Below are 23,498 nucleotides of genomic sequence, written 5' to 3'. Positions count from 1 at the left end.
ACTTCGGCAAATCCGATTTAGCGCCCGTTGCTGGCCACAATATCAACAGCAGTGCCGCCACCCGAAACTTTGTTGAGCGTAATCATATAGGCACCATCATCATTACCACGAGTTCCACCGAGCACATGCTCACCGCCACGCAGCAAATATTCCGCGCTGTAGCCACCGCGTTTCGCCTGGGTGTAATAATAATCGACCACTGATTTCATCGAGCTGGCTGTCGTGAAGCTGACAACGCGTAAATCGCATAATCCGCCTTCTACACCAGCTGCTTCTTTGATATTGGCTCTGGGATAGACAGGAAATTCCGGCGGCATCCGGTTGGCCCAACCCATGTCGTAGCTGAGCTTGGCATCACAAGTGCCTTTGCCGCGCTGCGCATATTGCGATTCCGCCTTTGCGCCCAGCGTCATGCCATCGTTGCCACCGCCACACGATGAACATTCGTCATCCGACGTCATCTGGCGCGGCGCGGGTGCGCTCATCATCGTGCCATTGAGTTGCGCGTTCGCCGCCGCCTTACCGCCTTCAGCAGCACCCGCATAGCTTGCTCCGGGAGGCACCGAACCATCTACAGCGCCATTGGCGCCGCGAATAGCATTGCCATTGCCTTGATCAGTCAAGTCGGGATCCACCAATATGGAATCTTCCAGCGCATCATTCATTGCCGGATCGGACGAGGGATCGATCAGATTATCATCCAGCTCCGCCAGTTCAGCTTCATTGTCGGCATTGCTGCCACAAGCAGCCAGCGTGAGCGGCAGTGTAAATGCCGTGGCGGCCAGAAGGATGGAACGGGTAACGTGTGACATGCAAATAGCTCCTGAATTTGGAGACTGAATGCACTGAAAAGCGTTAATAATCCGTTAGGGAATATGGTTAAACCGCAAAGTTTTCATTAACCTATTGTCCCGTTTCGGGATTTGAGACTTGTTTTGTTCGCTCCCGCTCACCTTCGGTGCCAGCCCACGATCAGGCGAAGCCGCGAAAATAACTACCCAAATGTATCGGGGCCCTCGATTTCACCAAAGCGAATCAGGCGCGACGTCAGCACCGCGGCCTGCCGGTTCACTACCGCTTTCTTATATTCCGGATCGGTGATCATTTCCATAAACGCGCCACTAGTGGGGTAGCGCGCAATAAACGACGCGTCCCATTGTTTGTCATCCGGCCCGATCACCATGCACTCCATTTGTCCGCGCCAGATAATCGTACCGCCAACCCTCGCAAATATCGGCCCGCTGGTTTTGCCATATTCGGCATAGGCCCGCTCACCGCTCCAGCCATGGGCGGCATTGGGATGATCATCAGGATATCGCGCGGTTTCATGAAACTGCAGCAAATTGAGCATATTGATCGGCACATCACGCGGCAACGCCTTGAACGCGTCAAAGCTCTCCCGTGTCGGGTCGAGGTAAATATCGTCGGCCATAGTTGCCTGCTCCTATTGAAACTGTTTTCTGTTCTCAAGCCATTGTTCTCGGGATTGCCCCCAATCGTCCACCGGATGATTCTGAAATGGTTCGGGCATTTGCGTCTTGCCCCGGTTGGTCGAACCGATACGCTTTGCCAGCGCGATAGACGGTGCGTTGTCCGGATTGATACAATGCATAACATCATCCCAGCCAAGAACGTCAAATGCATAGTCCATCGAAGCTACCGCTGCCTCCAGCGCAAAACCTTTTCCGGCATATTCCGGGGCCACTGCCCAGCCCACTTCGGTGCCCGGCCAGTCGGCCGGTTGCCATGGTCCCGTCCGGCCAATCCAAGTGCCAGTTGATTTTTCGATCATCGAAAACATGCCAAAGCCGTTGATTACCCAACTACCAGCGAGCGTGCACCAAAGACGCCAGGCCTCAGATCGGCTGGACGCCCCGCCAATATGCCGCATGGTATCTGCATCTGTCGACATGAGCGCAAAAGCATTGAAATCCTCACCGCTTGGCGGTCGCAAAATCAAGCGTTCGGTTTCGATTTCAATTTGCGCAATGTCAGGCATATTCCTTCTCCCTGCTCAGATCATAATCGCAGTTCCAAAAAGCGCAATCTCTTGAAATATCGGTGCGCTATGCTTATAATACAGCGATGGCTAACATTATTTCTATCCTGATCGGGATCATCACCCTCATCCTTGCCTTTGTCGGGCTGGTTCCCCTGCTCGGCTGGACCAACTGGTTGATCCTGCCAATCGCTGGCATCGGCGCACTATTCGGTCTGGTCTCCAAGAGCAGCAGCGGCATGTATTTCTGCCTGATTGTGATGGCGATTTGCGCGCTGCGTCTGTTTATCGGCGGCGGCATAATCTAACGCCGGTCAAACCGGAAATTACAATTGCCAGCGCGATTCAGCAGGCGTAAGCGCCCGGCTGTGAACGATATTGCGAACAATCCATCAGCCGGTAGCCGGTTGGGCCTCGTGCAAGCTTTGCTCGCTTGCCTGTTCTGGGGCGTTATGCCGATCTATTTCAAATTGCTGGAAGATGTTGCGGCTATCGAAGTGGTGGCGCACCGGGTTATCTGGACTGTGCCATTGCTGCTGGTCATCCTCTATTTTCGGAAGAATATCACCGGGCTGCTCTCATCATGGGCGGACAAGAAAATACGCTGGACATTACTTGCCAGTTCGCTGCTGATCGCCGCCAATTGGCTCATCTATGTCTGGGCGGTTCAGGAAGATCATATACTCGCGGCCAGTCTGGGATATTTCATCAGTCCGTTGCTTAGCGTGTTCCTGGGGAGAATATTCCTTAAAGAAACCCTCAGCCGCAACCAGTGGGTCGCGGTCGGCATCGCTGCCCTTGGCGTTTCAGTACTCGCAGTAGAAGCGTGGCAGACTCTATGGATCAGCCTCGCCCTGGCTGCATCGTGGAGCGGCTACGCGCTGGTACGCAAAGTCGCCGACGTTGGTCCGATTGTCGGACTGACCATTGAAACCAGTGTGTTGCTCCCCTTTTTCGGGCTCTTCCTGCTCTGGGTCAGTTTTGGCAGCGGCTATTCGGCAGATACGGTGCATTTGGGAGACTCGCTGCCGATCGACATATTGCTGTTAGGCGGGGCAGTGGTCACCGCAGCACCGCTCATGCTATTTGCCTCTGCGGTCAAGAAAATGACCTTGAGCGCAATCGGCCTGCTGAACTATCTCGCGCCGACATTGCAATTTCTCATCGGTGTCATGATTTACCGCGAGCCGCTGACCATTTCCCACATCATCTGCTTCGGCCTAATCTGGATCAGCCTTGCGATATTTTCCGCAGATTCGATCCGCAAGGAACGAACACGCCGCACCGAGCTGGCTATTTAGCAATCTGCCAGACGAGCTGATCGCCGCCATGAAACGGCACCAGTGACGCGCCGCCGGTTTTCAGTTTCTCTGGCACTGTGATGGCCTTTCGTTCCAGAGTTATTGTCCCCTTATTGAGCGGCAATCCATAAAATTGCGGGCCGTGGAGCGACGCGAAACCGTCCAGCTTATCCAGCGCTCCCTCTTCATCAAATACCGCAGCGTAGCTTTCCATAGCATAAGGTGCATTGAAAATTCCGGCACAGCCACAGGCCGATTCCTTGGCGTGAATTTCATGCGGCGCGCTGTCCGTGCCCAGAAAATACTTCACCGAACCAGAGATCGCAGCCTTGCGCAGGGCGAGCCGGTGCTTCTCCCGTTTCGCCACCGGCAGGCAATAGGCGTGGGGACGGATGCCGCCCGCAAAAATCGCATTGCGGTTGATATGCAAATGCTGCGGGGTGATGGTTGCCGCCACATTGGTGCCCGCGCTGTCGACAAATTGCACAGCATCTTCCGTCGTAATATGCTCGAACACGATTTTCAGTTCGGGCAAATCGCGCACCAGACCCGACAATATGCGGTCGATGAAAACAGCTTCGCGGTCAAAAATATCAACTTCGCTATCCGTGACTTCACCGTGAATCAGTAACGGCATGCCGATCGACGCCATTTTTTCCAGTGCGGGCATGATTTTGGTTACATCGGTAACGCCATGCGCACTGCCAGTCGTGGCATTGGCCGGGTAAAGCTTGGCCGCCGTGAAAATACCCTGCGCAAAACCCGCAGCAATATCATCGGCATCGGCAGCATCTGTCAGATAGCAGGTCATTAGCGGCGTGAAGTCCAGACCCTCCGGCACCGCCGCTAAAATCCGAACGCGATAGTCCGCTGCCATAGCGCTGGTTGTCACCGGTGGCGAAAGATTGGGCATGACAATGGCGCGCGCAAATTGCGCAGCGGTATAGGGCACTACGGCTCGCATGATATCACCGTCGCGCAAATGCACATGCCAGTCATCAGGGCGTCTTATGGTAATTTGGTCGGTCATACGGATTCCATAATATTGTCGAGCGCTGGCAATTGGGCCTGCTCGTCCCTACCTAATCCTTATGACCGAAACCAGACTTATTGACCGCACCCTTATCCGTATCTCGAAATTGGCGGATGGTGAAGATATCCGTCAATTTCTGCAGGGGTTGGTGACCCAGGATATGAGGACCGTGCAGTCGGGCGAACCACAATGGTCTGCGCTGCTGAGCGCGCAAGGCAAGCGGCTGTTTGATTTTTTCCTGTGGGCGGATGGCGACGATATTCTCATTGATTGCGGAAAGGACGACGCCGAGGCGCTGGCCAAGCGTCTCAAGCTCTACCGACTGCGCCGGAAAATCGGTATTGAACCGGACGGGAACCTAGCGGTGCACTGGTGCCGAAATGAATCCGGCAAACCCGCCGATCCGCGCCTGCCCGAACTGGGGAATCGCTGGTTGTCGAACGATCTGGATAAACCGGCCGCAGACCAGGAGTATCGCACACATCGGTTATCGCTTGGCGTGACCGAAGGGGAGGCTGAACTCGGAAGTGACAAAACCCTGTGGCTGGAATGTAATGCGGCAGAGTTAAACGGCGTCAGCTTTACCAAAGGCTGCTATGTCGGACAGGAAAATACTGCGCGGATGAATTACCGCCAAAAGGTAAACCGCCGGATGGTTGTCGTTCCGCTCGATCACGCCGATGAAAAACGCCAGCGGGCAGCTTATCCGGAGCTAGGGCTGTCGGTCGAGCATCGGCGAATAGATGATCTGGAGGGGTTGGACCTACCCGGCTGGCTGGAAAAAGTGCTTTAGCATTTGTCTTGTTCGAGCTGAACCGTTCCTCCTGAACCTGTCGACGGACACCACCGTCAGCGCACTGACGAACAAGATGCTTCGACAAGCTCAGCACGAACGGATGATTGACTTTGCTTAACCAGAATCGTCCACGGCCCTGAAAGCTAAGCCTCCAGGATCAGGTAACATCACCCTCTTCGACCACTTTCGGCTTCATCACACGCTTCTTGCGCGCCGGTTTCTTTTCTACTTCAACATTATCGCTGCTGACCGAAATTGCCGGTGGCAGAGCGCTCGCATCCAGACCATTGGACTCCGACGCGTCACCATTTGGGGCCTTGTCGGCAACCTTGCGCGGACGGCGGGCCCGGACGGGTTTTTTCTCGGCGGGCTTATCGGACGCTTTATTGTCTTGTGCATGATCATCGCGTTGATTGCGATTGCGCGCATTATGATTCTGACGTTCTTCACCGTCGTCGTCATCGCCTGAATTATTGCGATCATCATCATTGCGATTGTTGCTGTTGCCACCGCGCTGATTATCTTGCTGGTTGTCGCGATTGCCTTCTCTGGCAATTCTTTGTTCTTCGCGCCGCGCCATTATGTCGGCGTTCACCCGGAAATAATGATCTGCAAACTGGAGATAATATTCCGCATTGACGCGGTCATCATTGACCTGCGCGTCATGCGCCATTTTCTTGTATTTATCGAGCATCTGCGCCGCATTGCCGCGTGCGCGGTTATCAATACGGTTATCGCGATCCACGCCGCCACTGCCGCCACGGTTGTTGTTGCGGTTGTTATTATTGCTATTGTTCCGGCCGCGCCCGCGACGGGGGGCCTGACGATTATTGATCAAATTCCGGGTGTCCTTATACCGTTAATAAACTCGGTCTTTCCTAAACTTTGGCACTCACAACGAGCCCATTTGCGCTATGGAAAATGCCCCACAGCAGCCCATTAAATGACAAAAAATCGCCGGACATCAGCACATTTATCAAGTTGGGGACAGGCCAGCGATTTTGGGAAATTGCCAGAAATCATCCGGGCCTGATCGAACCTTAGCGGTATCATTTGGCAAAACCAAGCTATTTTTGTCGTCTGAGCGTGAGAAGGCGGTCGTTCCCACCCAAATCCTGTTTGCATTCAATAACATAACCGTTTCCAGAAGCGATTTCTGACACGGACGCGGCTTGATCGAAGCCGATTTCCAGCAATGCCACGCCCTTGTCAGCCAAGAGCCGGTCGAGCGCCGGGATGATGACTCGGTAATCGTCAAGGCCCTCCTCACCGGCAAACAACGCCTGATGCGGTTCAAAACCAGCGACCTCCGGTGCGAGAACCAGTGAAGAGGAAACATAAGGCGGGTTAGCCAGAATGAGGTCAAACGGACCGTCGAGTCGATCGATCCAGTCAGGCCGCGTCCAATCGAGCAGCGCAAACCACGCGCGATCTGACATGTCCAGACGGTCGGCATTATTATGGGCAATCTGAAGCGCGGCCGCGCTGGAATCTATGCCGACCCCTTTGGCATCATGAAATTCGTGGAGCGCAGCGAGCAAAAGAGCGCCGCTACCGGTGCCGAGATCCAGAATATTATGCGGCGGAGAATTTTGAAAAATCTCCACCGCTTGCTCGATCAATGTTTCGCTATCCGGACGTGGAATCAGCACATCGGGCGACACCAGCAATTCCAACCCCCAAAACTCCCGGGTGCCGGTGATATGGGCAATTGGTTCGTGCTTTGCCCGGCGTTCGAGCAAGTCACCAAAGCTTTCCGGAACTGTCAGCCTGGGTAAATCGAGCAACAGCTGCTCCCGCTCTATTCCCAGCGCATGGGCCATCAGCAATTCGGCATCGAGGCGCGGCGTATCACTGACCGGCTCGAGCCTTCGCGCTGCATCACGCAGCGCCAGAGCCGCTTCACCCATCGAGATTGGCGAGACGGCTGGCTTCATCCTCGGCAATCAGCGCGTCGATCATATCGCCCAGCGCGGTGCCCTCGATGATTTCCGGCAGTTTGTGCAGCGTCAGGTTGATCCGGTGGTCGGTAACGCGGCCTTGCGGGTAGTTATACGTCCTGATGCGTTCGGAGCGATCCCCCGAGCCGACCATCGCCTTGCGCGCATCAGCCTCTTCGCTCGCCACGGCTGCGCGCTCCTGCTCATAGAGCCGCGCGGCGAGCACTTTCATTGCTTGGGCCTTGTTTTTGTGCTGCGATTTGCCGTCCTGGCATTGCACAACCAATCCGGTTGGCAAATGGGTGATGCGGATCGCGCTGTCGGTCTTGTTGACATGCTGCCCGCCCGCACCGCTCGCACGGTAGGTGTCGATGCGCAGGTCTTCGGTACGGATCTTGATATCGACTTCTTCCGGTTCCGGCAGGATTGCAACCGTCGCCGCCGAGGTATGGATACGCCCGCCGCTTTCGGTTTCCGGGACGCGCTGTACGCGGTGGACACCGGATTCAAATTTCAGTTTGGCAAAAACACCCTTGCCGTTGATATTAGCGACGACTTCCTTGAACCCGCCCACTTCCGAGGCATTGGCGGAGATCATTTCGACCTTCCAGCCCTGGTCCTCGGCATAGCGGGTGTACATGCGGTAGAGGTCGCCAGCGAAAAGCGCGGCTTCGTCGCCACCGGTGCCGGCGCGAACTTCTATCATTGCCGGACGATCATCAGCGCTGTCTTTGGGAAGCAATTGCAACGCCAGGCTATGTTCGGCTTTTTCGAGCGCTTTTTTGACGCCATCGACTTCATCAGCGGCCATCGCCCGCATCTCGGCGTCATCGCCCGCCATCATGTCCGCGAGACCCGCCTGCTCGTCGCGCAGGGCTTTGACATTGGCAGCGGCGATAGCCACCGGCTCAATTTCGGCATATTCCTTGGAGACAGCAACAAATTTATCGCTGTCCAAATCACCAGAGGCCATCATCGCCTGCAACTCGGCAAACCGCGCTTCGATTTGCGCGATACGTTGGGGGGTGATGGTGGTCATGATTGCCAACCCAATACATCGTCATGCTGAACTTGGTTCAGCATCCACCGCGCTCCAATCACAGCCTGCGAGAAAGGAGAAATGGACCCTGAAACAAGTTCAGGGTGACGGGATGTGCATATTTTCATCAGTTTGTATTACCGCTCACAAATCCAGTTTCGCTTAATGCTTTCTCAAGCGCCTGTGAGACTTCCAGCGATTCTGCAAGTTCGTCAAAATATTGAAAATAAAATTCTCCGCCGGGGTTATCCGCATCTCGCACGAATAAAGCACCTCGATGCCCCCTGCTTTTTGCTTTATCAACCTGCTTGTTCGGCTTTCCTTTATAAAGCATTTCAGACGTTAAGCCATTCGCTCTCAATTTTTGAAGAACTCCCCTCGCCTTCTGCTCAAGTTCTCCACTATTGGCGACAACTGCAATTGAGATTGCCGACACTGGCGCATCAATCAACATCCCCAACCGTTCAATTCCAGCAGCCCAGCCAACAGCAGGCGTATGCGGTCCGCCAAGCGATTCCATCAGGCCATCATAGCGCCCACCGGCCAGCACCGTCCCCTGCGCGCCTAGCCGGTCGGTGACAAATTCAAATGCGGTGTGCCGGTAATAATCCAGCCCGCGCACCAGACGGCTATTGCGTTTCCAAGCCACGTTGCAGGCATCAAGCCCTTCGGTCACCTGCGCGAAAAACGCTTTGGCTTCGCTCGACAAATACGCATCAATATCCGGCGCAGCGTCCGCAATTGGCCGGTCCTGACGTTCTTTACTATCCAAAATCCGCAGCGGATTGCGCTCCAGCCGGTCCTGACTGTCTTCTGATAAATCTTTCCGGTGCGCCTGAAAATGCTCGACCAGAGCATCACGCCACGCATCGCGGCTTGCGGCATCGCCCAGCGTATTCAATTGCAATGTCACACCATCGGAAATGCCCAACTCATTCAAAAGCTGATCCGCAAAACACAGCAATTCCACATCCGCCGCCGCTTCTCCCGCACCGATAATCTCGGCATCCAGCTGGTGAAATTGCCGGTAACGGCCCTTTTGCGGGCGCTCATAGCGAAACAACGGTCCGTGCGTGGAGAGCTTCATCGGCGCATGCTGCTGCCAGCCATTGGACAGAAAAGCCCGGCATATTCCTGCCGTAAATTCCGGCCGCAGAGTCAGGCTATCGCCGCCGCGATCCTCAAAGCTATACATTTCCTTGGACACGACATCGGTGGTTTCACCAAGCGAGCGGGCGAAAACAGCAGTCGGTTCAAAGACCGGCATTTGCAGCCCCTTAAACCCGTAAAGCCGCCGCACCCGCTCAAAGGTTTCCACGACATGCTGGAAGCGGTCCTGGTCTTCGCCAAATATATCCTGCGTGCCGCGCACGGGTTGCGGTGTTTGTGTCTTTGCCATGTTTACCTTTTCTCGGGCCAGCCTTTAGCCGGTGACGGCGGAAAGCGAAATAGGCTTATTTACTGCTACTACTGGACGGCGGATGTAAAAACCGCCATTTATGTTTTCAGTTAATACAGGGGTCTGCCGTAACATGCGTTCTGTCGCTCTTTTGGGTCTGGCTTCGGCCCTCTTCATCGCACCAATACCCACCGCCATTGCGCAGGCGATGCCGGACGATATCAGCAAGCCGGACTATATTGCGCCCGAGCAGACCATTCCTGAAGCGCAAGACATCGCCTATCCCGGCACGATGACGCTGGAAGTTGATGCGACCGACAACGAGCAAGGTATTTTCAAAGTCACGCAAACCATCCCGGTTGCTAAAGCCGGAAAACTGACCCTGCTCTATCCCGAATGGCTGCCGGGCAACCATGCTCCGCGCGGCGAGATTGAGAAAGTGGCGGGTCTGGAGTTTTTTGCAGGCCCGCAAAAGCTCGATTGGGTTCGGGACAATGTTGATGTCTATGCGTTTCACGTCACCGTCCCCCAAGGGGTGCGCGAAATAACCGCGAAATTCCAGTTCGTCTCGGCCACCACCAGCAGTCACGGGCGCATCGTGATGGCACCGGCCATGCTCAACCTGCGCTGGCATCAGGTCTCACTCTATCCGGCGGGCTATTATGTGCGCCAGATTCCGGTAACTGCCACCGCAATCTACCCCGACGGCTGGCAGGCGGCGACCGCAATGCGGCCAAATACTGTTACTGGCAGCAAGGTTGCTTATGAAACCGTAGATTATGACACATTGGTCGACAGCCCGGTTTTTGCCGGGAAATATTTTCAGACGCATAAACTTTCCAGCCGTGTGCATCTGAATATTGTCGCGGACGATGCCAAATATCTGAAACCGAAGCCGGACCAGATCGCCAAACACGCCAAGCTGGTCAAAGAAGCAGAGGCTCTATTCGGTAGCCATCAATATGACCGTTACGATTTTCTGCTCGCGCTCACCGACGAGATGGGCGGCATTGGTCTTGAGCACCATCGCTCATCCGAGAACGGCGTAAACCGCGAGTATTTTACCGACTGGGATGATAGCCCGGGGCGACGCAATTTGCTGCCGCATGAGGTCGTTCATAGCTGGAATGGCAAATATCGGCGGCCACAAGGCATGTGGACGCCCGATTTCCGCGAGCCGATGCGTGATGATTTGCTGTGGGTCTATGAGGGGCAAACGCAGTTTTGGGGTTATGTGCTGGGCGCACGTTCCGGGCTGTATTCAAAGCAGGATACGCTCGATGCCTATGCCGCTATCGCTGCCGCCATGGACCAGCGCGTCGGGCGTAGCTGGCGGCCGCTGATTGATACCACCCTTGACCCGATCATCGTCGCCCGCCGCCCCAAACCATGGACGGACTGGCAACGGCAGGAAGATTATTACAATGAAGGCCTGTTGATCTGGCTGGAGGCAGACCAGATTATCCGTCGTGAATCCAGCGGCAAGAAATCTCTCGAGAATTTTGCCAAAGCGTTTTTTGGCGGCAAAAATGGGGACTGGGGTGTGGTTACTTATGACGAGCAGGACGTCTTGGATACTCTAAACAAAGTGCAGCCTTATGACTGGGCGTCATTTGTCAAAGACCGCGTCCATAAAACAACCACCGCAGCGCCCAAAAACGGTTTGACGCTTGGCGGCTATCGGCTGGTGTTTACCGACAAGCAGAGCGCATATCTGAGGGCAAATGACAAACGCCGCAAGCAGACAGATCTCAGCTATAGCCTTGGGTTGACCGTCAACGATAAAGGTGTGGTTTCCGCAGTATCCTGGGGTGGACCGGCGTTCAAGTCGGGGATGAAAAGCGGCCTCACCATCTCGGCGGTCAACGGAAAAGCCTTCAGTACAGACGTTTTGAAGCAAGCGATCGAAGATAATATGGGGCAATCCAAGCCAATTGAGGTATTCGCCAAAAATGGCGATGCCTATCATAATTTTATGGTCGATTTTAACGGTGGCTTGCTTTATCCGGCGCTAGAAAAAATCGACAACCAAGGCTCTGGAGAGGGCGCATCTGAAGGGGGAATTGATCGGCTTTTGAAGCCGATCACCAAATGATTTGGCAAAATAAGGACCCTCACACCCCATGGATATTTCCAAAATCGCTATCGGCGATAACCCGCCCGAAAGCCTGAACGTCATCATCGAGGTACCGGTAGGCGGCGAACCGGTAAAATATGAATTCGACAAGGAAAGCGGCGCATTATTTGTTGACCGCATCTTGCACACACCGATGCGCTATCCCGCCAATTACGGCTTTATTCCGCACACCTTGTCCCCCGATGGCGATCCACTTGATGCGCTGGTTGTCGCCCGCTCGCCGTTTATGCCCGGCTGCGTTGTCCGCTGCCGCCCGATTGCGGTCTTGAACCTGGAGGACGAACATGGCGGCGATGAAAAGCTGCTCTGCGTTCCGATTGACGCAACATTTCCCTATTATCGCAAGATCGACGAAGGCAATGATCTGCCCGAAATCGTGATGCAGCAGGTGGAGCATTTCTTTACCCACTATAAAGACCTGGAACCCGAGAAATGGGTCCGCGTCGGCAAATGGGGCGATGCCGAGGAAGCGAAACGCGTCGTTTTGGAGGCCATCGCATTGGCCAAATCGAAGTCCTGATGATGCGCTTCGCAATGGGTTTGGCGCTCATCGCCACTCTCGCCGCCTGCGCCACACCAGAAACGCGCGTGCGCAAGGGCTTGATGAGCGCAGGCCTGTCCCAGCCAATCGCTGCCTGCATGGCAGACCGCATGATAGACCGGCTCTCGCTTGGCCAATTGAATAAGCTAAACGGCTTGGGCAAACTCAAGAAGCGCAAAGCTGGCGATGTGACATTCAACCAATTCGTTAAGGAAACGCGGGCATTGCAGGACCCGGAGATCGTCGGCGTTGTCACCTCATCTGGCCTGATCTGCGCGGTTAAATAACCGGGCCGTGAATGGCGGTGAGCCATTATGCGCGATGCGCGATGCGGATGCGTCTCCGATTGGCGCTGTTCGGGAGAACATGGTAATATGCTATTTCGCTGCGAATAGGGTTTGCGCAGGAGAGATGGCTTGAAGTGTATATTACCGGTTTCGATGATAACATCCGTCATGCTGGCCGCCTGCGCTTCGGTCAGTTCGGCAGGCAATGAGGCGACCATCAATCAGAAGGATGCGGCAGATCTGGCAAAACGCCTGGACAATCGAATCGCGGGCACACCGGAAAAATGCGTGTCTGCTAGCCGGTTAGGGCAACCGGTTGTCTATGGCAGCCAAACCATCATCTACAGCGGCAGTGGCCGGACAGCATATCTCAACAACTTGCCCTCCCGGTGTCCCGGTCTGGACGATGATGACTTCATTCTAACCAGACGATCAGGAGCGCAACTCTGCAAGGGCGATCCGATTGAACCCGTTGATCGATTTACCGGTTTTTCCGGCCCGATTTGCCGACTGGGCGAATTTATTCCCTACACCAAACCCAAAAAACCCAGATAAGAAATTACGTTACGCGCAACAATCATCGAAAATGGGAGTCTTCAATGCTTCCAATTCTCCCGCGTCTATGCTTTAGCCTTACGCAAGAATCGACAATCGTACGATCAAAGAAAGGTCTTTTTCCTTCACATGAATATCCATGAGTATCAGGGCAAAGAACTGCTCGCAAAACACGGCATTGCCGTTCCCGCTGGTTATGCAGCACTCACCGTTGACGAAGCTGTCGCAGCGGCAGAGAAATTGCCCGGACCGCTTTATGTGGTGAAGGCGCAAATCCATGCAGGTGGTCGCGGCAAGGGTAAATATAAGGAACTCGGCCCCGATGCCAAAGGCGGCGTGCGGCTTGCGAAGTCCGTCGATGAAGTGCGCGTCAATGCCGAAGAAATGCTCGGCAATACGCTGGTCACCATTCAAACCGGTGATGAGGGCAAGCAGGTGAACCGGCTTTATGTCACCGACGGCGTGGATATCGAGAAAGAATTTTACCTCTCGATGCTGGTCGACCGCGCAAGTGGCCGGGTGGCGATGGTGGTTTCCACCGAAGGCGGCATGGATATTGAGGAAGTTGCGCACAGCACGCCTGAGAAAATTCGCACGATCACGATTGATCCGGCGCAGGGCTTTATGCCCCATCACGGCCGCACGATTGCTTTTGCGTTGCAGTTGAAAGGCGATTTGAACAAACAAGCGCAGAAGCTGGGCAAGAAACTCTATGATGCGTTCATGGCGATGGATTGCGAGATGGTCGAGATTAACCCGCTGGTGGTGACCGAAGACCAGCAGCTGATCGTGCTCGATACGAAAATGAGCTTTGACGGTAATGCGCTCATGCGTCACCCCGATCTGGTCGAATTGCGTGACGAAACCGAGGAAGATCCCGCCGAAGTGGAAGCATCGAAATATGACCTCGCGTATATCAAGCTCGATGGTAATATCGGCTGCATGGTCAATGGCGCAGGGTTGGCGATGGCGACGATGGACATCATCAAGTTAAACGGCGCGTTTCCAGCAAACTTCCTTGACGTAGGCGGCGGCGCGACCACCGAAAAAGTGACGGCTGCTTTCAAGATTATTCTCGCTGATCCCGCAGTGGAAGGCATTTTGGTCAACATCTTTGGCGGCATCATGAAATGCGACATTATTGCCGAAGGCATTGTGGCCGCAGCAAAAGAAGTGAACCTTTCGGTGCCTCTGGTCGTCAGGTTAGAAGGAACCAATGTTGCGAAGGGTAAGGAAATCCTGGCGAATAGCGGTCTTCCTATCGTGTCAGCCGATGACTTGGGCGATGCAGCGAAGAAGATTGTCGCGCAAGTGAAAGAGGCGGCTTGATATGGATGACGCTGAGAACGAAAAACTGACTACTCTTGCCGACGGTATGGATGAGTTATTAGATGAAAAATACTACGTTGAAGTAGACGAAACTACCATCACGATAAATGTCAAATATCCCTACGAAATCCCCATTTCGCAGTGTAATAGTACAGATAAGCTGCTGGCTTGGATAATCCATTTGACAGAAAAGACGTGGATCGCTCCGAAGGTGTTGAGAGAGTTTGCCTACAAGGCTGCTTCAGCCGGTGATTTTGATTTGCCCCACGTCTAGCATGCACAAATGCGCAGCTAGCCCCGGTTAGCCGGATGGCTATGCTGCACTGCAATAGAGATATTTGACGTTTACGTGAACGTAAGCTATAGAGTGTTCAGAGTTTAAAGAAGGAAACAGCAATGAAAATCCTGGTACCTGTCAAACGGGTCATAGATTATAACGTAAAACCGCGGGTCAAATCCGACGGCAGCGGTGTTGATCTCGCCAATGTCAAAATGTCGATGAACCCGTTCGATGAAATTTCCGTCGAGGAAGCCATCCGCCTGAAAGAGGCCGGCAAGGCGGAAGAAATTATCGCGGTTTCGGTTGGCCCGCAAAAGGCGCAGGAAACATTGCGTACCGCACTCGCCATGGGCGCGGACCGTGCCATTTTAGTTATGACGGACGAAGAAGTCGAGCCACTCGCGGTTGCCAAAATCCTTGCCAAAATCGTCGAAGAAGAAGCGCCGAAGCTGGTGATCACCGGCAAGCAGGCGATTGACGATGACAGCAACCAGACCGGCCAGATGCTCGCAGCATTGCTCGGTTGGGGTCAGGGTACATTTGCCAATACCGTTGCAATTGACGGCGACAGCATCACCGTGAAGCGTGAAATTGATGGCGGCCTGCAAACGGTTAAATTGGCGCTGCCCGCAGTCGTGACCACCGACCTGCGTCTCAATGAGCCGCGTTATGCGTCTCTGCCAAACATCATGAAGGCGAAGAAAAAGCCGATGGATGAGAAAACGCCTGCCGATTATGGCGTTGATATCACCCCGCGTCTCACCACCATCACCGTCGCCGAGCCTCCGGTTCGTCAGGCCGGTGAAAAGGTCGAAGACGTCGATGCGCTGGTCGCGAAACTTAAAGCTGTGGGAGCCATCTAATGAAAACGCTCGTACTCGTAGAACATGATAACACGAACATGAAAGACGCGACGCTGGCCGTCGTCACCGCCGCGTCGCAATTGGGTGAAGTCCATGCTCTGGTCATCGGCTCCGGCTGCGCCAGCGTTGGCGAACAGGCGGCGAAAGTCGCTGGCGTTGCCACCGTGCATGTCGCGGATGATGCTTCGCTGGCTAACCAGCTTGCGGAAAATGCTGCGCCATTGATTGCGACCTTGATGGAAAGCCACGATGCCTTCCTCGCGCCTGCAACCACTACCGGCAAAAACATAGCACCACGCGTTGCGGCTTTGCTCGACGTAATGCAGATTAGCGATATTCTCTCGGTCGAAAGCGAAGACACGTTCACCCGGCCGATCTATGCCGGTAACGCGATTGCCACGGTTAAATCATCCGATGCCAAGAAAGTCATTACCGTTCGCGGGACGGCTTTTGATAAAGCGGCAACCGAAGGCGGTAGTGCTTCTATTGAAGCTGTGAGCGGCGCCAACGATGCAGGCTTGTCCAGCTTCGTCAGCGAAGAAATCGCCAAGTCCGAACGGCCTGAACTGACCTCAGCCAAGATCATCGTATCCGGTGGTCGTGCTTTGGGTTCATCCGAAAAGTTCGAGGAAGTCATCACGCCATTGGCAGATAAACTCGGCGCAGGCATTGGTGCGAGCCGTGCAGCGGTCGACGCGGGCTATGTTCCGAACGACTATCAAGTCGGCCAGACCGGCAAAATCGTCGCGCCAGAAGTCTACATCGCCATCGGCATTTCCGGCGCGATCCAGCATCTGGCGGGCATGAAAGACTCCAAAACCATCGTCGCGATCAACAAAGACGAAGACGCACCGATTTTTCAGGTTGCCGATATCGGGCTGGTTGCGGATTTGTTTGACGCCGTTCCGGAGTTGACTTCGAAAGTCTGATTCCCTTCTCCCTTGAGGGAGAAGGATACGCCGCCTTATCAGCTCTGCTGATTAGGCAAAGTTGGATGAGGGTGCTCAACGCCATAGGTCCGCGCACCATACGGCCAGTACACCCCCACCCAGCTACGACTAATTCGCTTCACTCATAAGTCTACACAACCCTCTCCCTCAAGGGAGAGGGATATCTTACTCGTCATGCTGAGCGCAGGCGACGATTGATGCGGGGCATCAAACCAAAGCTGAGCGTTTCAGCATCCACCGAGAGGCAGGCGCGGACCGCGAAATAGATCCTGAAAGAAGTTTAGGATGACGAAATAGGAAACTCCGGCGTGAAAGCGCTGGGGTTTTCTAAGTCCACTTAGGAAAAAGAACACGCACAATCTTTGCCTCGAGAGAGGTCTTATCGATCTGTTCGGTTTGCCTTGCTTCATTCAGCTTTTGCTGCGTCGATTGAATTGTCAAATAGCTACCTTCATTGGCTTTTTTGAGAAAATACTCGGCAATACGTGCAAACGGTTGTCGTGATTCGGTGGAGAAAAAGGTGTTGAGAACTTCAGTTAAGTTTTTCTGCTTGGTTCCAACGAGCATTTTTCGTTCAATTGAAAGCAACAAATTTAGAAGATAGATCAGGCCATAGTGATTTTGCTCAAGATCATCTGCGTTGGTATCAAGATCGTATTTGCCAATGAGTGACTCCCATAGTTCAATTCTGTCTCGATATATTGATCCACTCGTAGGCGTTATTGATACCCAGCTATCTTTCCACCGCTCATTCCATGGCTTGGGTTTCTCAATAGCATAAGGTAACCCGTCCTCTGGATATATAAGATCATCAAGTTTAACGATTTTGCTTTTACACTCAGAGCCTTCCCACCAATGAACCCGAAGCACAATTGTGTTTTCGGCATCACCTCTTCTGAATGTTTCGTCATCGACTGAAAACAGATTGTCGTTGTGATCTGTAATGATGTCCACAACAGAAGCTTTGTGTGCCTCAAGAGCTTTCGGTTCTGGATTTGAGGTTATCCATAAAAGCGAGAAACCTTCTCTTTGATAGAACTTGTTTCTTTTGGTGATGATTGGGCGTTGAGTGGTGGCTAGTTGGATTTCAAATACAAAGGTCCGGTCTTTGTAAACGAACCTGATGTCAGGTTTTTTGTGCTCTTTAAATTTTCTGCTGTTGTATATTTCATCAACCCAAATGTCTGGCACATCTGGGCATGCTGCTAGCGAAAGAGCCATTTTTTCCTTCAACTTTTTATGAAGCGGGCCTTCCTGTTGCCCTTGAAATATTCTCGCATTTGCCTGATCAATAGAGATTGATCCTTCACTGGTCCATGGACACTCAACAAACTTATCGAAATGTTTGAAATAATATTCTCCGGTCTGCCAATGCATAGGAACGACGACCGAGTTTTCACATCTTGCGCAGACAATAGGGCATTTTGAACGCTTATTCTTGTCAGCCTTAGCTCGAACTTCGCGACCTTTATTAAAATCCAGCAATTGACTCGCTGAAATTGACTCTAGGTTTTCCAGATCCACAACTCTTTCAATAAGTCGTATTCTATTCTCGCTCATTTGGTGCTCTTTAAAGGCGTTTTATCTGCGGTTTCAATTAAGTTGGACTTCACTAATATAGTATCATCCACGACCACCTGTGGCATAGTGTTTTCAACAACTAACGCACCCGCACCAAAACCATCTCGGATGGCTGTTCACCCGCCCCGCTCAAATAGACTTCCGCTCGCTTAACGCGGTCAGGCTCCGACAAATCAAACGACAGGCTATGCTGATGATTGTCTGTCGGTTTCACCAAATTGGTCGCGTCCCAGAAATCGAACGTGATTTTCGCCGCACCATCGGGCGTACTCATTTTCATGCGGGGTTGATTGCCTTGCGGGCAATAATGGGTGGCGACGACATCGGCCTTGTCGCGATGATACAGCGTGAGCGAATGGGTTTTGCCGCGGCTGATCCAGCGTTCGACCAGCACACTGTTGTTGGCGGTCAGTTCAAACTCGATATGGAATTTTTTACCGTCTTCGCCTTCCCTTTTCCAGTCCCCTGCCAGTGCAGACATTTGTTCAAACGAGGAAAGAGCCGGTGTCACATCCTCCGCCGCCGCTGATCCGGCGAGAGCGATCATCGCAATCAGCGCCAAGCCCGTGGTTTTCGTGAACATCATGATTCCTTATACGGTGAAGCTTTCCCCGCAGCCGCAAGCGCCCTTGGCATTGGGGTTTTCAAACACAAAACCGGCGGTGAAATCATCCTCCTGCCAGTCCATTGTGCTACCGATCAGATATAATACGCTGGGGCCATCGACGTAAAACACGCCGCCCGGCGTCACGATTTTTTCATCGAACGGGACTTCTTCGGTGATATAATCGACCGAATAAGCCAACCCGCTGCACCCGCGACGCGGGGTGGAGAGCTTTACACCGATGGCGTCATCAGGCGCTTTGGCCATTAAATCGGTGATCCGCTGTTCTGCCGCAGGTGTCAGGATGATCGCTGCGGGAATCTCCCTCTTTTTGGGGGCTGATTTGGTTTTTGTGTCAGTCATCATAACATTCCTAACTCAAGCTTCGCTTCATCGCTCATCTTTTGCGGATCCCACGGTGGGTCCCAGACAAGATTGACTTCGCTATGCCCCACGCCGGGGACGCTGCCGACTTGCAGCTCAATCTCGCCGGGCATGGATTCAGCGACCGGACAATGCGGTGTGGTCAGCGTCATGGTTACAATTGCGTGGTTTTCCGGTGTAATCTCGACCCCGTAGATCAGCCCGAGATCATAGATGTTCACCGGAATTTCCGGATCGTAAATGGACTTCAGCGTATCAATAACCGCTTCATAAAGATCGCCGCCGGGTTCGCCCGCTGGCTCCGCTTCGGGCTTCTGCGCAAGAAATCCTTCCAAATAATCCTTCTTGCGATTGAGTTTGCTGGCATCGCTCTCCGCTTCAAAGGGAGATGGCGCGAGGACGGGCTCGGACTTGTCATCCACGGCGTCATCGACCTTGGCTAGCTTCGGCTTCTCAACCGAGTCCACTTCTTCGACCAATATTTTGCGTTCTTCATTCATGTTCATTCACCCAAAAATCTTTCTGACCCGTTCAATGCCCTGCACCAGCGCATCGACATCGCTATCATCGCTGTAAATCCCGAAACTCGCCCGCGCGGTTGCAGGGACGCCGAGATAATCCATCAATGGCTGCGCGCAGTGATGGCCTGCGCGGATTGCTACGCCGCCTTCATCCAATATAGTGGCGACATCATGCGGATGCACGTCACCGACCGCGAAGCTTAAAATGCCCATGCTTTTATCGGGGCCGAATACACGGACGCTGTTGATTTGCGCGAGCGCTTCCCGCGCCTTCGCCAGCGTTGCATTTTCATGATCCGAAATCACGTCTAGGCCAATGCTCTCGACATATTGGATCGCGGCATCCAGCGCGACTACACCGGCAATATGCGGCGTGCCTGCCTCAAACCGGCCCGGCGCAGGGGCATAAGTTGTGCCTTCAAAACTCACGCGGTCAATCATTGACCCGCCGCCCTTCCACGGGGGCATGACGTCCAAAATTGCATAAGGCGCCCAAAGCACGCCGATACCGGTCGGGCCATAAATTTTATGCCCGGAAAACACGTAAAAGTCGCAGCCTAGATCCTGCACATCAACGGGCACACGCGGGGCAGCCTGACAGCCGTCGAGCAATAGTTTCGCACCAACTTTATGAGCAATCGCCGCCGCGCGCTTCGCGTCGATCAGTGAGCCCAGCACGTTGGACACATGGGCCAATGCAACCAACTTGTGCCGCCCGGTAATATTCTCTTCGATCCAATCCAGATCGATCTGGCCATCGTCTGTCAGCGGTGCGACATCAATATGCGCGCCTTTCCGCTCGGCGAGCATTTGCCAAGGCACGATGTTCGAATGGTGCTCCAATTGTGACAACATAATCCTGTCATCGGCGCCGACATTGGCATTGCCCCAGCTTTCGGCGACCAAGTTAATGCTGTCCGTCGCGCCACTGGTAAAGACAATCTCGTTCTCGGATGCGGCGTGGAGAAAACCCGCCACCCGCTTGCGCGCGGCTTCATAAGCCAGCGTCATATTGGCCGAGCGTGCGTAAACGCCGCGATGAACGGTGGCGTAATCCGGCCCATAGGCGCGGGCGATAGCGTCGAGCACCGGCTTGGCCTTTTGGGCGGTGGCGGCGGTATCGAGATAATGCCAATCCGCCGGTATGCCGGGAAAATCGGCGCGATAGTTGGTCTTTATGTTGGCAGGCGCATTCATGACTTGCCCTCACTCAGCGCTTCCAACGCCGCCAGCGCATTCTCTTCAATCTCGGCGCGCTTGTCGTCATCTCTGATACCGACAAACGCATCCCCGATAAAAGCCTGCAACATCAATTTCTTGGCAACTGGCGGCGGCAAGCCGCGTGAGGCCATATAGAAAAGCGCCTGCTTATCCAGCTCGCCGACCGTGGCACCATGCGCGCATTTCACATCATCGGCAAAAATTTCCAGCTCCGGTTTTGCGTTTGCCGCAGCGGTACGGTCGAGCAGCATGGCTTTGACCGATTGCTCTGCATCCGTCTTTTGTGCGCCGCGCAGCACGTCAATTTTACCAAGGAAAGTACCCGTGGCCTTGCCGGCCAGCACCGATCGGACGACCTGCCGTGACACGCTACCTGGCAAGGTATGCCGCACATTGGTGACAATTTCCAGATTGCGGGCATCCCCGCCAATTTGCGCGGCTCCCAGATTAAACCGGGCGTCTTCATCCATCGTCACATTTAATTCAAAACGGCTATAATGGCCGCCCAGATTGAGAATATGAATATTGGCCTTCGCCTCATGATCGATATGCATATTGATGCGGCGCGTGGTCACTTTATCCGCCGCGCCTTCAAGGATGATTACCTTATCCCAATAGGCTCCGGCTGGCACATTAACCCGTTCCGGCTCCGGCAACGGCCAGACCGGTTTGATCGCGTCCAGATCGGCATAGCGCCATGTCTCGTCACGGCGCGTAGGGAGCGGGAGAGTCGTCATGCCGCGCCTCCCACTTTCTTCATAAAGATCAGTGAGTAAAGATAGCTGAGCACTACAACCGCGCAGATCGCTGTTGCGCGATAAGGTTCTTCAATCAGGGCATAGGCCACATAACAGCCGACGGCCCGGCCAACAGCATGGATGACACCAACTTTATCATCTGCCGCCCAGCCATAAGGAATCCAGATCACGCCCGCCAAAATGGCCATGCCAAGGACAATAATGTCAGGCTCGCCTGCAGCTTGCGCGCCGATCAATATGGCTGGAACGGTCACCGCTATACCGACGATCGAAAGCAGGAACATCTTGGTCAACGGATTATCGCCACCGGAAAAAAGGTTCACGCCCTTCGCCTTGTCGAGCAGGAATGCCAACGGCAATATGCCCGCCATGATATAAAGCGCCAAGCTTCCAACGGTGCGGTCTGGCAGAACCAACGCCAATCCGCCCAGTAATGCCCAGCAGATCATTCCTGCGATAGGCATGGACATAGTGCCGGTTTCCCGAAAATGCGTTTGCAGCTGTTCCACGGTTGCCGTCCGGTCCATCACGCCGCCTCCGCCGCCTCCTGAACAGTCGATTCATATCCTTCGCTTTCCAGCTGCAATGCCAATTCCGGCCCGCCGGTTTTCACAATACGCCCGTTCGCCAGAACATGCACAAAATCCGGCTTCACTTCGTCGAGTAGGCGTTGGTAATGGGTAATCAGCAGCACCGCTTTGTCCGGCTTACGCATGATCGCGTTGATCCCGTTGCCGACGATGCGCAAAGCATCAATATCAAGTCCGCTATCGGTCTCGTCGAGGATAGCCAGCTTGGGATCGAGTATGCCCATCTGCACCATCTCGTTGCGCTTTTTCTCGCCGCCGGAAAAACCAACATTCACGGCGCGTTTCAGCATATCCATGTCCATTTTGAGCAGCGCAGCCTTTTCCTTGGCCAGCTTGATAAACTGCGCGCCGTTGAGCGGCTCCTCACCGCGCAACTTACGCTGCGAATTCAGGCTTTCGCGCAGGAATTGCAGGTTGCTGACACCGGGGATTTCAACCGGGTACTGGAAACCGAGGAACAGCCCAGCGGCGGCGCGTTCGTGCGGATCAATATCGAGCAGGTCCTGACCATTGAACGTCGCCGAGCCCTGCGTCACTTCATAACCGGGCCGCCCGCCCAGCGCATAAGCGAGCGTCGATTTACCCGCGCCATTGGGGCCCATGATCGCGTGGATCTCGCCCGCGTTTATTTCAAGCGAAAGTCCCTTGAGAATTTCTGTGTCGGCAACGGTGGCGTAGAGGTTTTCAATTTTTAGCATTATACTGACTCTCGGAAAAAAAGAAATTTGGAAAGAAGAAATATGTTAGCCACGAACGGTATCAAGCCGGCACCAAACAAAAGAATCCAGAGCGACCAAAATTGCTTAGGCTTCTGATTTCTATCGACGTCTATCAAACCTTCGAAAGGTCCAACACCTCTTACTGTCCCAGAAAAGAAACTTTTGATGCATAAAAATGCAAACGGAGATACGACCAGAGCACCCAGCAATAGAAAAAGAAACACGCCCATCACTGAGTATTCCTCTTAAGACTAATCACCTCTCTAAGCCCCTCTACTTCAGGAGTTTCAGGTCGGTCATGCCCCCGGCATGACCTAAATAGTCCGGGGGACTGTTTACCTGAAACTGGGTTGGGGTGGGGGCTATCGTCTGCGCGCAATGCTCCAGAGATAAACACCAAGACTCCGTCCAAATTGCCCATCACATCCTGATTGGTAACGCGGACTACGTGGTAGCCATGCTCGCCCAGTATATCATCGCGAACCCGGTCTTTGGCTTCATCGTGCGTATCGCCATCAACTTCGACGATCAGCTTGCGTTGCGGACAGACGAAGTCGGCGATGATATATCCGATTACGGATTGGCGGCGGAATTTATGGCCGTTTAACTGGCCGTTGGAGAGGTGTCTCCACAGGCGCTTTTCAGGCTCGGTTGGGTTATTGCGCATTTGG

28 protein-coding genes are annotated in these 23,498 nt (G+C 53.8%); 11 read left to right on the top strand and 17 right to left on the bottom strand.

All coding sequences use genetic code 11. The features are described from left to right. Window positions 1-17 precede the first annotated feature (17 nt). From HF685_RS11365 to HF685_RS11355, 3 genes are all read right to left on the bottom strand, one after another. Entirely contained in the window at window positions 18-812 is a 795-nt protein-coding gene (locus HF685_RS11365) for a hypothetical protein (protein WP_168820075.1), read from the bottom strand. Window positions 813-994: 182 nt separating this feature from the next. Beyond that, window positions 995-1,432, bottom strand: a complete 438-nt coding sequence (locus tag HF685_RS11360; protein WP_168820074.1) for a DUF1330 domain-containing protein — start codon at window positions 1,430-1,432, stop codon at window positions 995-997. A gap of 12 nt (window positions 1,433-1,444) precedes the next feature. Next, window positions 1,445-1,999 carry a GNAT family N-acetyltransferase gene (locus HF685_RS11355; RefSeq protein ID WP_168820073.1) on the bottom strand — a complete coding sequence of 185 codons (555 nt, stop codon included), beginning with the start codon at window positions 1,997-1,999 and terminating at the stop codon, window positions 1,445-1,447. A gap of 86 nt (window positions 2,000-2,085) precedes the next feature. Here HF685_RS11355 and HF685_RS11350 point away from each other — a divergent pair, with 86 nt between their 5' ends. Next, window positions 2,086-2,307, top strand: coding sequence for a hypothetical protein (locus tag HF685_RS11350; protein ID WP_168820072.1), 222 nt, complete (start codon window positions 2,086-2,088; stop codon window positions 2,305-2,307). Window positions 2,308-2,367: 60 nt separating this feature from the next. Beyond that, a complete protein-coding gene (gene rarD / locus HF685_RS11345) occupies window positions 2,368-3,300 on the top strand; it encodes an EamA family transporter RarD (RefSeq protein WP_168820071.1) in 933 nt (310 codons plus the stop codon). Here the strand turns inward: rarD and pyrC are convergent. After that, window positions 3,293-4,330, bottom strand: coding sequence for a dihydroorotase (pyrC, locus tag HF685_RS11340; RefSeq protein WP_168820070.1), 1,038 nt, complete (start codon window positions 4,328-4,330; stop codon window positions 3,293-3,295). The two genes, rarD and pyrC, sit on opposite strands and share 8 nt — an antisense overlap. 61 nt (window positions 4,331-4,391) lie before the next feature. Between pyrC and ygfZ the strand changes: the two genes are divergently transcribed. Continuing rightward, window positions 4,392-5,126 carry a CAF17-like 4Fe-4S cluster assembly/insertion protein YgfZ gene (gene ygfZ / locus HF685_RS11335; protein WP_168820068.1) on the top strand — a complete coding sequence of 245 codons (735 nt, stop codon included), beginning with the start codon at window positions 4,392-4,394 and terminating at the stop codon, window positions 5,124-5,126. 160 nt (window positions 5,127-5,286) lie between these two features. On the opposite strand, the gene HF685_RS11330 is transcribed toward ygfZ, so the two are convergent. From HF685_RS11330 to hisS, 4 genes are all read right to left on the bottom strand, one after another. Further along, on the bottom strand, window positions 5,287-5,967 hold the full coding sequence (locus HF685_RS11330; protein WP_168820066.1) for a DUF4167 domain-containing protein: 681 nt from the start codon (window positions 5,965-5,967) through the stop codon (window positions 5,287-5,289). 229 nt (window positions 5,968-6,196) lie between these two features. Further along, the gene (gene prmC / locus HF685_RS11325; RefSeq protein ID WP_168820064.1) at window positions 6,197-7,039 is read right to left on the bottom strand and encodes a peptide chain release factor N(5)-glutamine methyltransferase; all 843 of its coding nucleotides are present in this window, start codon (window positions 7,037-7,039) and stop codon (window positions 6,197-6,199) included. Further along, entirely contained in the window at window positions 7,032-8,108 is a 1,077-nt protein-coding gene (gene prfA / locus HF685_RS11320) for a peptide chain release factor 1 (RefSeq protein ID WP_168820063.1), read from the bottom strand. Before prfA ends, prmC begins: the two co-directional genes overlap by 8 nt. A gap of 127 nt (window positions 8,109-8,235) precedes the next feature. Continuing rightward, a complete protein-coding gene (hisS, locus tag HF685_RS11315) occupies window positions 8,236-9,507 on the bottom strand; it encodes a histidine--tRNA ligase (RefSeq protein ID WP_168820061.1) in 1,272 nt (423 codons plus the stop codon). Window positions 9,508-9,640: 133 nt separating this feature from the next. Here hisS and HF685_RS11310 point away from each other — a divergent pair, with 133 nt between their 5' ends. The 8 genes from HF685_RS11310 (at window position 9,641) to HF685_RS11275 (ending at window position 16,428) form a co-directional block, all read left to right on the top strand. After that, the gene (locus HF685_RS11310; RefSeq protein ID WP_168820059.1) at window positions 9,641-11,602 is read left to right on the top strand and encodes a M61 family metallopeptidase; all 1,962 of its coding nucleotides are present in this window, start codon (window positions 9,641-9,643) and stop codon (window positions 11,600-11,602) included. 28 nt (window positions 11,603-11,630) lie between these two features. After that, window positions 11,631-12,164 carry an inorganic diphosphatase gene (ppa, locus tag HF685_RS11305; RefSeq protein ID WP_168820057.1) on the top strand — a complete coding sequence of 178 codons (534 nt, stop codon included), beginning with the start codon at window positions 11,631-11,633 and terminating at the stop codon, window positions 12,162-12,164. Further along, complete coding sequence (locus tag HF685_RS11300) at window positions 12,164-12,472, top strand: hypothetical protein (RefSeq protein WP_168820055.1); 309 nt, start codon at window positions 12,164-12,166, stop codon at window positions 12,470-12,472. Before ppa ends, HF685_RS11300 begins: the two co-directional genes overlap by 1 nt. Window positions 12,473-12,601: 129 nt before the next feature. Further along, on the top strand, window positions 12,602-13,027 hold the full coding sequence (locus tag HF685_RS11295; RefSeq protein WP_168820054.1) for a DUF6491 family protein: 426 nt from the start codon (window positions 12,602-12,604) through the stop codon (window positions 13,025-13,027). 129 nt (window positions 13,028-13,156) lie between these two features. Next, window positions 13,157-14,356 (top strand): ADP-forming succinate--CoA ligase subunit beta, encoded by a 1,200-nt coding sequence (gene sucC, locus HF685_RS11290; protein WP_168820053.1) that lies wholly within the window; start codon window positions 13,157-13,159, stop codon window positions 14,354-14,356. Window position 14,357: 1 nt separating this feature from the next. Continuing rightward, window positions 14,358-14,630: a hypothetical protein gene (locus tag HF685_RS11285; protein ID WP_168820052.1), complete on the top strand. Its 273-nt coding sequence runs from the start codon at window positions 14,358-14,360 to the stop codon at window positions 14,628-14,630. Window positions 14,631-14,752: 122 nt separating this feature from the next. After that, the gene (locus HF685_RS11280; RefSeq protein ID WP_168820051.1) at window positions 14,753-15,499 is read left to right on the top strand and encodes an electron transfer flavoprotein subunit beta/FixA family protein; all 747 of its coding nucleotides are present in this window, start codon (window positions 14,753-14,755) and stop codon (window positions 15,497-15,499) included. Next, window positions 15,499-16,428 (top strand): electron transfer flavoprotein subunit alpha/FixB family protein, encoded by a 930-nt coding sequence (locus HF685_RS11275; RefSeq protein WP_168820050.1) that lies wholly within the window; start codon window positions 15,499-15,501, stop codon window positions 16,426-16,428. Before HF685_RS11280 ends, HF685_RS11275 begins: the two co-directional genes overlap by 1 nt. 348 nt (window positions 16,429-16,776) lie before the next feature. Here HF685_RS11275 and HF685_RS11270 read toward each other — a convergent pair whose 3' ends face one another. From HF685_RS11270 to HF685_RS11230, 9 genes are all read right to left on the bottom strand, one after another. Beyond that, window positions 16,777-18,009 (bottom strand): DUF6035 family protein, encoded by a 1,233-nt coding sequence (locus HF685_RS11270; protein ID WP_168820049.1) that lies wholly within the window; start codon window positions 18,007-18,009, stop codon window positions 16,777-16,779. Window positions 18,010-18,109: 100 nt separating this feature from the next. Next, window positions 18,110-18,616, bottom strand: coding sequence for a hypothetical protein (locus HF685_RS11265; RefSeq protein ID WP_168820048.1), 507 nt, complete (start codon window positions 18,614-18,616; stop codon window positions 18,110-18,112). Window positions 18,617-18,622: 6 nt separating this feature from the next. Further along, on the bottom strand, window positions 18,623-18,997 hold the full coding sequence (locus HF685_RS11260) for a HesB/IscA family protein (RefSeq protein WP_168821493.1): 375 nt from the start codon (window positions 18,995-18,997) through the stop codon (window positions 18,623-18,625). Continuing rightward, on the bottom strand, window positions 18,997-19,518 hold the full coding sequence (locus HF685_RS11255) for an SUF system Fe-S cluster assembly protein (protein ID WP_168820047.1): 522 nt from the start codon (window positions 19,516-19,518) through the stop codon (window positions 18,997-18,999). The genes HF685_RS11260 and HF685_RS11255 overlap by 1 nt, the downstream gene beginning before the upstream one ends. Window positions 19,519-19,524: 6 nt before the next feature. Then, window positions 19,525-20,736 (bottom strand): SufS family cysteine desulfurase, encoded by a 1,212-nt coding sequence (locus tag HF685_RS11250; RefSeq protein ID WP_168820045.1) that lies wholly within the window; start codon window positions 20,734-20,736, stop codon window positions 19,525-19,527. Continuing rightward, window positions 20,733-21,497, bottom strand: a complete 765-nt coding sequence (locus HF685_RS11245; protein WP_168820043.1) for a SufD family Fe-S cluster assembly protein — start codon at window positions 21,495-21,497, stop codon at window positions 20,733-20,735. Before HF685_RS11245 ends, HF685_RS11250 begins: the two co-directional genes overlap by 4 nt. Continuing rightward, window positions 21,494-22,045 carry a DUF7010 family protein gene (locus tag HF685_RS11240; RefSeq protein WP_168820041.1) on the bottom strand — a complete coding sequence of 184 codons (552 nt, stop codon included), beginning with the start codon at window positions 22,043-22,045 and terminating at the stop codon, window positions 21,494-21,496. The genes HF685_RS11245 and HF685_RS11240 overlap by 4 nt, the downstream gene beginning before the upstream one ends. Further along, window positions 22,045-22,806 carry a Fe-S cluster assembly ATPase SufC gene (sufC, locus tag HF685_RS11235; RefSeq protein ID WP_168820039.1) on the bottom strand — a complete coding sequence of 254 codons (762 nt, stop codon included), beginning with the start codon at window positions 22,804-22,806 and terminating at the stop codon, window positions 22,045-22,047. Before sufC ends, HF685_RS11240 begins: the two co-directional genes overlap by 1 nt. Window positions 22,807-23,056: 250 nt before the next feature. Next, complete coding sequence (locus tag HF685_RS11230; protein WP_246218590.1) at window positions 23,057-23,494, bottom strand: endonuclease domain-containing protein; 438 nt, start codon at window positions 23,492-23,494, stop codon at window positions 23,057-23,059. Window positions 23,495-23,498 lie beyond the last annotated feature (4 nt).

Source organism: Parasphingorhabdus halotolerans (assembly GCF_012516475.1).
GTDB lineage: Bacteria > Pseudomonadota > Alphaproteobacteria > Sphingomonadales > Sphingomonadaceae > Parasphingorhabdus > Parasphingorhabdus halotolerans.
Note: the sequence above shows the minus strand (reverse complement) of the source record. Positions and strands in the feature narration are given on the sequence as shown.